The organism is Martelella mangrovi (assembly GCF_040545495.1).
Lineage (GTDB): Bacteria > Pseudomonadota > Alphaproteobacteria > Rhizobiales > Rhizobiaceae > Martelella > Martelella mangrovi.
Window position 1 is genome coordinate 304,044 of record NZ_JBEPLY010000002.1, and the last position, 10,166, is coordinate 314,209.

Genomic DNA, 10,166 nt, shown 5'->3' on the forward strand with positions numbered 1-10,166 from the left:
CAGACCTTTACCTCCCGCGTCATCCTCGGGCTTGACCCGAGGATCCAATCACATCGCCACGCGAGCGGTGCCACCCTGCTGCCCTGTGCCTTGCAACACCTCGTTCGAATAAGCCCAAGCCACATTCGCGGCCCGAGGGTTGGATGCTCGGGTCAAGCCCGAGCATGACGCAAGTGGAGGTTCTGGAGAGGCCGCCGGCCAAGGCCGGCGACGAATGCTCACGCCCGGCAATCAGTAATAGCCGGCGTCTTCCATGATGTAGGTCGCTTCCTCGGCGGCATCATCAAGCGCTTCCTGCGGCGTCTTTTCGCCGACGATGGCCGCCTGCAGTTCCGGCCACAGCACGTTGGAAACCTGAATCCATTCCGGGATCAGCGGCGGCGTGCGGGCATCGGCAAGCGATTCCTTCCACACGGTGAACATCTCGGCGAGGTTTTCCTTGCCGTTGGCGTTGAACCACGCCACCACTTCGTCATAGGTGGCCGTGCGGGTCGGCAGATTGCCGGCCTTGGCTTCCATCAGTTCGCTTTCATCATTGGTCATGAACACGGCGAAGGAGACGGCGGCATCCTTGTTGTCGCAATCTTGCGTGACGGAGAAGGAATGCGAACCGGACCAGCCACCGCGCTTGCCGGATGTTCCGACGGGCGAAACCGCATAGCCGAGGTCATCGGAAATCTTGGAAGCTTCCGGATCGGCAAAGAAAGCCGCAAAACCCGGCCAGTCCAGATCGATGGCAAGCTGACCGGCGGCCATGGCCTGACCGATATCATCCCAGGTGTAGTTGACCGTACCGGCCGGAACCGCACCGGCATCATAAATGTCGATGAACCACTGGAGCGCTTCCACACCGGCTTCGGAATTGAAGACGGGCTTCATGTCCTCATCGAAAATATCGCCGCCATTGGCGCGCAGGATTTCCATGAACCGGCCCGACATGCCTTCGTCCTTGCCGGCAAAGGCTGTGCCGTAAAGGTTCGGCGGATCGGCAAAGAAGATCACCTGATCGCGGAACTCGTCAAAGGTCTTCGGCGGCGCCAGGTCTGTGCCGTACTGCTCCTTCCAGGCCTCCTGGTTTGCAGGGTCGGCATAAAGGCTCTTGCGGTAATAAAGGTTGGAAACGTCGGTCACGCGCGGCAGTTGCACCAGACGGCCATCCACGGTGGAAGCCTGCAGCGTGCCCTGAACATATTTATCGAGTTCGGACTGCGGAATGTGGTCCTTCAGGTCGATGTAGAGATTGCCGTATTGCGGGGCGAAGCTGGTGTGATTGGAGCCCACGCACCAGGAAATGTCACCGGCGGCAATGTCCTGCTTGATCTCACGGTCGAGGTCGAAGTGATTCTTCGACGATACGATCTCGACCTTGGCGCCGGTCATTTCTTCCCACTCGGGAATGCGGGTGTAGAGCTTCTCGTATTGCGTGCCGCCGATCAGCTTAACCTGCAGCGTATAATCGGGAAAACTCCCGTAATCGAAATCCTCCGCATGCGCGGCAGTGGTCAGGCCGCCCAAAGCGCAGCAGGCAACAAGGCTTACCTTCAGATATTTCATTCGCATGTTTCTCCTCCTCAATAACTCAAGCCAGAAAAGACTTGATCCTCCATATTTGAAAAGTCTATTTGTATATAAGCACCATTTAGGCGAAGCCGTCAACGGCGCTCTTGATATTGGACAGGAAGGGCGGCAGTTTCGCAGAAATTTCAGGGTGAAGGCCATCGCCCGCCGCTTGAGGACCGACCATGACCACAGATGAATCCGACCGTTACCGTGCCCCTGCCCTCGACAAGGGACTCGATATTTTCGAGTTGCTCGCGGAAACGGACGGCTCGCTGAGCCAGGCGGAAATTGCCAAGTCGCTCGGCCGCACCCCGAACGAGATCTACCGCATGCTCGACCGGCTGGTGCGGCGCGAATATATCCGCCGTACACCGGAGGACCGCTACGAGATTACCTTGAAGATGTTCGAGCTGGTGCATGCCCGCCCGCCGTTGAGGCGCCTCGTCAACCAGGCCATGCCGCTCCTGCAGCAGGTCGCACAGGAAGCCGGACAGTCGTGCCACATGGTGGTCTTCGAGCGGAACGCGGCCATCGTCGTCGCACAGGTGGATGCCCCAAGCTACTGGACACTCGCGGTGCGGGTCGGCACCCGGCTCAAGCTGACCTCGACCGGTTCCGGCCTTGTCTTTCTGGCCTTTTCCTCTCCCGAAAACCGGGCCCTGATGCTGAAAGGGGCCGGAGAGGTGTTGACGCCGGAGATCGAGGCCCGGCTGCCAACCATTCGCAAGGACGGCTACACACTGATGGTATCCGAACAGATCGCGGGTGTTACCAATGTCTCGGCCCCCGTCATCGGCCCGCTCGGAACGGTGATGGCCGTCATCACCTCGCCCTATACCGAGCGGCGCGACCGCAACAGCAGCGAGGACCAGGCCCATACACTCAAGCTGGTGCGTGCGGCAGCAGCCAGCCTGTCAAAGGGCCGCACGGAGGAATAAGCCATTTCAACGCCTTTGCGTGAGGGCGGAAACGGCATTGAAATCAAGCCCGGAGAGGACGGGCAACAGGGAGGATACCATGCGCATCATCGATACCCATCTCCACCTCGTCTACAAGGACCGCTTTTCCTATCCCTGGCTGAAGGACGCCCCTGCCCTCGACCGCCAAATGACGGCGGAAGACTATTTCGCCCGTGCCGAAAAGCTCGGCATCGAAAAGGCGGTGCATATGGAGGTTGACGTTGCCGACAGCGACATGGAGGCGGAGACCGCCTTCATCACCGGCGCCCATGACAGGATCGCCGGCGCGATTGCCGCCGGACGGCCGGAAAGCCCGGACTTTCCCGCCTATCTGGAACGCATCGCCGCAATCGACGGGGTCAAGGGGCTGCGCCGCGTGCTGCACATCATGCCGGACGAACTCTCGCAGTCTGAAACATTCGTTGAAAACATCCGCAGGCTTGCAGCCTACGACCTGACCTTTGATCTTTGCGTGCAGGCCCGCCAGCTTCCGCTGGCCATCGACCTTGCCCGCAAATGCCCCGAGGTGCAGTTTGTGCTCGACCATTGCGGCGTGCCGGATATCGAGAATAACGGGCTGGATCCCTGGCGCGAACAGATCGGCGACATTGCCAGACTGGCCAATGTGACGGCCAAGATTTCCGGCGTGATTGCCTATGGCGGCGCGAACTGGAGCATCGAGGGGCTGCGCCCCTATGTCAGCCACGTCATCGATACCTTCACCTTCGACCGCGTGGTCTGGGGCTCGGATTTTCCGGTCTGCACGCTTCATGCAAGCCTTGAGGACTGGGTTGCTGCATCGAAGGAAATCGTCGCGGATGCCAGCGCGCACGAACAGGAAAAGCTGTTCAGCGGCAATGCTGAGAAGGTCTACCGCCTCTAGGACGTTTCAGATTGAAACGCTCTAGAACGCGAGACAATCGCGACCGCCAAGTTCAAAAGACATGCTGAAAAGGGAGGACCCCATGCAGCGTATCGGAATGGTTCTGACGCTCAATGCCGACAAGATTGCCGAATACAAGCGGCTTCACGCCAATGCCTGGCCGGAAATTCTGGACATGATCAAGGCGTGCAATATCCGGAATTACACGATTTTCCTGCGCGAGCCGGAAAACCTGCTGTTTTCCTACTACGAATATACCGGCACGGATTACGAAGCCGACATGGCGAAAATGGCCGCCGATCCGAAAACGCAGGAGTGGTGGTCGGTCTGCATGCCCTGCCAGAAACCGCTTGATACGGCCAGGGAGGGCGAATGGTGGATCGAGATGGAAGACGTGTTCCATCTCGATTGAGGGCAAGACTGGAGCCTACAGAGTCAAAACAAACAGTCCATGTCAAACAATGCCTGGCAATGCACGTGCAAAGGCCGCAGCCGCTTGCTAGCTCCGACGCCTGATCGATATGGCGGCAAACTGCATCAGAACGAACACGGATATCCAGAGGATGCCTGTGTAGATATTCACGAACCACATCGCTCCGGTGAGAAAACCAAAAAAGGAGCCGATTCCCGGCAAACGCAGCGTCCCCGCGATAAAGCCTCCAATTGCCGAACAACCCCACGCACCAAGAAACGATACGATCCACCCCCTCCAGCCGGTTCTTCCGAGCAAACCGGAAAACAGGTAGCCTGCGAGAAACCCACCGATGGCCGCGAGAACTCCGTGGAAGACATGATCTATGATCGGACGGTCCGGATTGGCAAAAACATCATGACCAAGCGCAATGATGAAACCACAACAGGCCATCAAACACGCTAATAAAACTTTCCTATCACGGAGCAATCTTTTGCGTAGCGGCAGCATATCACCACACATGATTTCACTTAATCTGCCCCGGCATGGATACTAACGACCACAGCACAGTTCATTGAAAAGGGGACGTAATAAAGCCTCTACGACTTGCAAAAATCACATGATCATATTCATCGAGAACACGCAACGATACCGAGAGCCATATCCGAATGATTCTCGAGTGGAAATCGATCAAACCGGTTAGCCTTCGGCAAACTCATTTGAATGCCATTCACATTTAAAAGCCCACTCAGATGAGAATAATATTCTCATGTGAGGCGGGAGCAGGCCGAGCACACCGGAAAAAGATCGCACCGGTCGTCTCTCCTGCCCCGACGGACGCAACGCCCCTCAGATCTTCTTCACGAATTCCGATTTCAGCTTCATTGCGCCAAAGCCGTCGATCTTGCAGTCAATGTCGTGGTCGCCGTCGACGAGACGGATATTCTTCACCTTGGTGCCGACCTTGAGAACCTGGCTGGAGCCCTTGAGTTTCAGGTCCTTGATGACGGTGACCGTATCGCCATCAGTCAGGATATTGCCATTGGCGTCACGGAATTCCGGTTCGCTGCTCTCGCCCGCCTCGGGCGACCATTCGTTCCCGCATTCGGGGCAGATCAGCAGCGCACCGTCTTCATATGTGTAAACGGACTGGCATTTGGGACAGGGAGGCAATTCGCTCATGGTCATCCTCTTCATTGTTGGCGCTGCGACAAGCAGATCAGCGCCACGAAGACTGCACGGCGCATTTTGCGGTGGTTGAGAAACCGGAGCTTCGTAGTGCGAAACGGAAAGCTTGTCGAGTGCGGCCGGATGAAACACAGCGAGCGGAAGGAAAACACGCGCTCCCCCATACGGCCCCTTGCAATCAATCCAAATTTGAATAATCTATTTACATAAGAATGACACTCTCGCCTGAAGGAGGAGCAGGTTGTCAGAAATGTCTCGCAACCCGGCACAAAGCTGGGCGGCGGCCGGTTCGCCGCGCCCAATTGTCATCATCGGTGGCGGTTCGATCGTCACCGATGCTCATTTACCCGCCTATCGCATGGCCGGCCTGCCGGTCGCCGGCGTGTTCGATCTCGATGCAGAACGCACCCGCGCAGTTGCAGCCGAATGGGACATCACACCTTATGCAAGTCTTGAAGAGGCGACAGCAACGGAGAATGCCGTCTTCGATCTGGCGTTGCCACCCGTCGCCCACCAGGGCGTGATCGAGCAACTGCCCGAAGGCGCGCCGGCGCTTCTGCAAAAGCCGATGGGACGCAACCTTGCCGAGGCGACCGCGATCCTTCAGGCCTGCCGGGCGAAGAAGCTGACGGCTGCCGTCAATTTCCAGCTTCGTTTCTCGCCGATGATGCTCGCCATCCACGACCTTTACAAAAGCGGTGCGCTCGGCCAACTGGTCGATGTTGAACTGCATGCCAACACCATGACGCCGTGGCACCTCTGGGCGTTTCTGAAAGGCATGGAGCGGGTCGAAATTCTTCTGCATTCGATCCATTATCTCGATCTGATGCGCCACTTTCTGGGAGATCCCGCCGGCATCCACGCGAAAACGCTCGGCCATCCCGATACGACGGTTTCGCAATCGCGCACCGCCGCAATCCTCGACTATCCCGCCCCAGTTCGCGCTGTCCTGTCGGTCAATCACAACCATGATTTCGGCCCGAAATTTCAGGATTGCTATTTCCGTTTCGAAGGCACCGAGGGCGTCTCCATCACCACGCTGGGCGTCAATCTCGATTACCCCAAGGGTGTTCCGGATGAACTCTGGTTCTGCGCCAGGGGCGGTCAGTGGCAACAGATTCCGCTTTCCGGCACCTGGTTTCCGCACGCCTTCATCGGCGTGATGAACAATCTCCAGCGTTTCGTGACCGGCGAGGACGAGACCTTGGTGACAAACGTGGAAGATGCTTGGAAGACCATGGCGCTGGTCGAGGCGGCTTACGAAAGCAGCGCCCGCCCCGCGACCCCGATCAAGGAAAAACCATGACCGCAGATAATACCGACCTGCCGCTTGCCGGCGTGCTGGTGCTCGACATGTGCCAGTTTCTCTCCGGCCCCTATTGTTCGCTGCGCCTGCAGGATCTCGGCGCGCGGGTGATCAAGATCGAGCGGCCGGGTCTCGGCGACCTGTCGCGCCGGCTTTACCTGTCCGACACCGAGATCGGCGGCGATTCGACGATTTTCCATGCGATCAACAGATCGAAGGAAAGCCTCGCCATCGATATGAAGAACCCGGATGATCTCGCCGCGCTGAAGACGCTGATCGGCAAGGCCGATATCGTGCTGCAGAATTTCCGCCCCGGCGTGATAGAGCGGCTCGGCCTCGATTACGAAACGCTGAAGGCCGATCATCCCGGCCTCGTCTACGGCTCGATCACCGGCTATGGCGATGAAGGCCCCTGGGTCGACCGGCCGGGACAGGACCTGCTGGCGCAGGCACGCTCCGGGGTGATGTGGCTGAACGGCGATGATGGTCAGGGGCCTGTTCCCTTCGGCCTTGCCATCGCCGATATGCTGGCCGGTGCGGCACTGGCGCAGGGCGTGCTCGCCGCGCTGGTCCGCCAGGGCCGCACCGGCAAGGGCGCGCATGTGGAAACAAGCCTGCTGGAAGCGATGATCGATTTCCAGTTCGAGGTTCTGACCACGCACCTCAACGATGGCGAACGGCCGCCGAAGCGCTCCGCCTACCGCTCCGCCCATGCCTATCTTTCCGCGCCTTACGGCGTCTACCCGACGGCTGACGGCTATCTGGCGCTTGCCATGATGCCGATCGATCAACTCGCCGATGTGCTCAAACTGGAAGCGCTTGCCCCCTATCGCGGCAAACCCGACCTCTGGTTTACCAGCCGCGACGACATCAAGCGGATCATTGCAAAACACCTCGAGACGGAAACAACCGATCACTGGCTCTCCATTCTGGAACCGGCCGATGTCTGGTGCAGCCGGGTTCTTAACTGGCCGGAACTGATGAACCATGCCGGCTTCAAGGTGCTCGACATGCTGCAGACGGTGACACGCGAGGATGGCGTCTCGATCCGCACGACGCGTTCGCCGCTCAGGGTCGACGGCCAGCGCATGCAAACCCGCCGCGCCGCACCGCAAATCGGTGAGCAGAGCGCGGCAATCCGAGCGGAGTTCGGCCTGTGACGACAAAACTGAAAGGCATGACCTGGAACCATCCGCGGGGTTTTGACCCGATGGTGGAAAGCGCCCGGATGTGGCTGACGAAAACCGGCGTTTCGATTGAATGGGACAAGCGCAGCCTGCAGGATTTCGAAAGCTTTCCCGTCGAGGAACTGGCACGCCAATATGACCTGATCGTCATCGATCATCCGCATGTCGGCCAGATTACCGCGGAAGACTGCCTTGCGCCGCTTGATGTGGCCGGACGCGAGCAGGAACGGGCAGCGCTGGAGGAAGGATCGGTCGGGGCCTCCTATCCGAGCTACCGCTATAATGGCCGTCAATGGGCCTTTCCGATCGATGCGGCGGCACAGGTCATGGCTTTTCGCGCCGATCTGATTTCCGCGCCCCCGAATGACTGGGAGAGCCTGATGGCACTGGCAGCGGAAGGCCGGATACTGCTGCCGCTGCGCCCGCCGCACAATCTGATGACCTTCTTCACGCTGGCCGCAAACGCGGGCACGCCCTGCCGCAATGACGGCCCCGGCCCGCTGATTGCGCTCGACGACGGCATTGCCGTTTATGAGCGACTTGCCGCACTTGCAGGCATGGTGCCGGCGGAAAACTTCGCCATGGATCCGATTGCCGTGCTCGAGGCGCTGGCCGCACCGCAACCCGCTGCTGCCCTCTCGCCCTATATTTACGGCTATGTGAACTACGCCATGGACGGCTTCCGCCCCCATCGGCTGACCTTCACCGACATCCCGGCCCTTGGCGAAAACGGACCGTACGGCTCCGCGCTCGGCGGCACCGGCATCGCCGTATCGGCGTTTTCGGCACACCGTGACGCTGCCATCGACTACGCCTACTGGGTCGCAGGCGGAAACGTCCAGTCCGGGCTCTATCCGCAGGCCGGCGGCCAGCCCGGCCACGATGCCGGCTGGAGAGATGACGCGGTCAACGCAAAGACCCACGACTTCTACCGCAACACGCGCGCAACGCTGGAGACCTCGTTCCTGCGCCCGCGTCACAACGGTTACATGCGGTTTCAGCAGCAGGCGGCAGAGGCGCTTAACGATTTTCTGCGCGATGGCGCAACCGCCCATGCAGCCATTACCCGGATCAACAGCCTGTTTGAGGAGAGTTTCTGATGGAGCGTCCACGCCATTTCGAGGATATTGCCGTCGGCGAGGAACGCCGCACCAATGGACGAACGATCACCGAGACGGACTTCGTCGTCCATGCCGGCCATACGGGCGATTTCTTCCCCCATCATATGGATGCCGAGTTCATGAAGGACAGTCCCTTCGGCCAGCGCATCGCCCACGGGACCATGACCTTTGCCATCGGCATCGGCCTGTCGGCTTCAGAGATCAATCCGCTTTCGTTTACCTATGGCTATGAACGCCTGCGTTTCCCCAAACCCGTCTTCATCGGCGATACGATCCACACAGTCCTGACCATTGCACGATGCGAGGACGATCCGAAACGGAAGGATTACGGCCGCGTGACAGAGGAAGTCCGGGTCAAAAACCAGCGCGACGAGGTCGTGATGGCGTGCGACCATATCTACCTCATCGAGCGCCGGAACACATAGAGCGCGCCACGAAAGCTTCGCTTTGCTTCAGGTTTTGGCGGTGCGCGCAATGGCGTCGACCAGCATCAGCATTGTCAACGCCTGCCCGTAGGGTGCGGGAATATCGGGGATCTGCCTGTAGAAGTCGAGCGTATGGCCCATCGGCGTTCCATCCGAAACATGGGCGACAATGCCGTCATCGCCGATGCAGGTGAGAACGGCGGCATAGGCCCGTTCGGCAACGGCGCGCATATCCTCGGGCAGAATACCGAGCGAAATCCCCCGGGAAATACCATAGGCAATCCCTGCCGTTGCCGAAGCCTCGATCGGCGATCCCGGGTCGTCCAGCAGGGTATGAAAGAAACCGTCGTCATTCTGCAGCTTGGCGAATGCGTTGACCTGCGCGGCAAGGACGTTGGAGAGATAAAGGCGGGTGGCGCGCGGCAAATCGCCGACGATGGAAAACAGTTCGGGGATCGCGATGGTGATCCAGGAATTGCCGCGCGCCCATAAGGCACCGGCAAAATTGTGGCGCCCGTTGAAGGTCCAGCCGTGATACCACAGCCCGGTCTTCGCATCGCCGAGATAGCGGGCGTGGATCAGAAACTGGTAGACCGCCTCCTCCACCCAGTCGGGTCGGTCGAAGCGTTTTCCGGCGCGTGCCAGAAACAGGCAGGTCATGAACAGCGTATCGTCCCACAACTCACCGTCGTTCATCCGCTCCTTGACCACATGCTGGAAGCCATTGTCCTCGGTGCGGGCAAGGCTGATCATCAGCCATTCGGCCCAGTCCTTGACCAGCGCCTCCCATTCAGGCCGTTCGACATCGTCGATCAGGAAGGAAAGCGCCAGCATCGGCGCTGTCGAATTCACCTGACGCGGCGGCAGACCCCGCGAAATCTGCCAGTCATACCAGTCGGCCAGCGCATTGATCAGGTCCAGGTCACCGGTCTGGCAGGCATGGCGATAAAGCCCGTAGACGCCGACACCGATCTCCCAGTCCCATTCATCGAACTGGATCGAGAATGTGCCTTCGGCAATCGGCGCGGTTTCATTGATGCCGCGGATCCGCGATAGGCCGGTGGCGACATTGGCAAGGTGGCCGAGAAGTTCCTGTCTGTCATGATACATGGTGTTCAAGTCTTT

11 protein-coding genes are annotated in these 10,166 nt (G+C 59.3%); 7 read left to right on the plus strand and 4 right to left on the minus strand.

What is annotated here, in order from left to right; translation table 11 throughout:
* Positions 1 to 231 precede the first annotated feature (231 nt).
* Entirely contained in the window at positions 232 to 1,554 is a 1,323-nt protein-coding gene (locus tag ABID12_RS03765) for an ABC transporter substrate-binding protein (RefSeq protein ID WP_354433157.1), read from the minus strand.
* A gap of 188 nt (positions 1,555 to 1,742) precedes the next feature.
* On the opposite strand from ABID12_RS03765, the gene ABID12_RS03770 reads away from it, so the two are divergent.
* From ABID12_RS03770 to ABID12_RS03780, 3 genes are all read left to right on the plus strand, one after another.
* Positions 1,743 to 2,498 (plus strand): IclR family transcriptional regulator, encoded by a 756-nt coding sequence (locus ABID12_RS03770; protein ID WP_354433158.1) that lies wholly within the window; start codon positions 1,743 to 1,745, stop codon positions 2,496 to 2,498.
* 79 nt (positions 2,499 to 2,577) lie between these two features.
* A complete protein-coding gene (locus ABID12_RS03775) occupies positions 2,578 to 3,402 on the plus strand; it encodes an amidohydrolase family protein (RefSeq protein ID WP_354433159.1) in 825 nt (274 codons plus the stop codon).
* An 82-nt stretch (positions 3,403 to 3,484) separates the two neighbouring features.
* Positions 3,485 to 3,814, plus strand: coding sequence for an L-rhamnose mutarotase (locus ABID12_RS03780; protein WP_106304226.1), 330 nt, complete (start codon positions 3,485 to 3,487; stop codon positions 3,812 to 3,814).
* An 87-nt stretch (positions 3,815 to 3,901) separates the two neighbouring features.
* On the opposite strand, the gene ABID12_RS03785 is transcribed toward ABID12_RS03780, so the two are convergent.
* Together ABID12_RS03785 and ABID12_RS03790 are read right to left on the minus strand one after the other, a co-directional pair.
* Positions 3,902 to 4,336, minus strand: coding sequence for a hypothetical protein (locus ABID12_RS03785; RefSeq protein WP_354433160.1), 435 nt, complete (start codon positions 4,334 to 4,336; stop codon positions 3,902 to 3,904).
* A 327-nt stretch (positions 4,337 to 4,663) separates the two neighbouring features.
* On the minus strand, positions 4,664 to 4,996 hold the full coding sequence (locus tag ABID12_RS03790) for a zinc ribbon domain-containing protein YjdM (RefSeq protein ID WP_354433161.1): 333 nt from the start codon (positions 4,994 to 4,996) through the stop codon (positions 4,664 to 4,666).
* A gap of 256 nt (positions 4,997 to 5,252) precedes the next feature.
* Here ABID12_RS03790 and ABID12_RS03795 point away from each other — a divergent pair, with 256 nt between their 5' ends.
* From ABID12_RS03795 to ABID12_RS03810, 4 genes are read left to right on the plus strand one after another with little or no spacing between them, the layout of a single operon-like run.
* Positions 5,253 to 6,308 carry a Gfo/Idh/MocA family protein gene (locus tag ABID12_RS03795; protein ID WP_354433294.1) on the plus strand — a complete coding sequence of 352 codons (1,056 nt, stop codon included), beginning with the start codon at positions 5,253 to 5,255 and terminating at the stop codon, positions 6,306 to 6,308.
* Positions 6,305 to 7,468 carry a CaiB/BaiF CoA transferase family protein gene (locus tag ABID12_RS03800; RefSeq protein WP_354433162.1) on the plus strand — a complete coding sequence of 388 codons (1,164 nt, stop codon included), beginning with the start codon at positions 6,305 to 6,307 and terminating at the stop codon, positions 7,466 to 7,468. The genes ABID12_RS03795 and ABID12_RS03800 overlap by 4 nt, the downstream gene beginning before the upstream one ends.
* 17 nt (positions 7,469 to 7,485) lie before the next feature.
* Entirely contained in the window at positions 7,486 to 8,595 is a 1,110-nt protein-coding gene (locus ABID12_RS03805) for an extracellular solute-binding protein (RefSeq protein WP_354433295.1), read from the plus strand.
* The gene (locus ABID12_RS03810) at positions 8,595 to 9,041 is read left to right on the plus strand and encodes a MaoC/PaaZ C-terminal domain-containing protein (RefSeq protein WP_354433163.1); all 447 of its coding nucleotides are present in this window, start codon (positions 8,595 to 8,597) and stop codon (positions 9,039 to 9,041) included. Before ABID12_RS03805 ends, ABID12_RS03810 begins: the two co-directional genes overlap by 1 nt.
* Positions 9,042 to 9,068: 27 nt before the next feature.
* Here the strand turns inward: ABID12_RS03810 and bglB are convergent, their stop codons facing one another.
* Positions 9,069 to 10,160 (minus strand): beta-galactosidase BglB, encoded by a 1,092-nt coding sequence (gene bglB / locus ABID12_RS03815; protein WP_435528154.1) that lies wholly within the window; start codon positions 10,158 to 10,160, stop codon positions 9,069 to 9,071.
* Between the last annotated feature and the right edge of the window lie 6 nt (positions 10,161 to 10,166).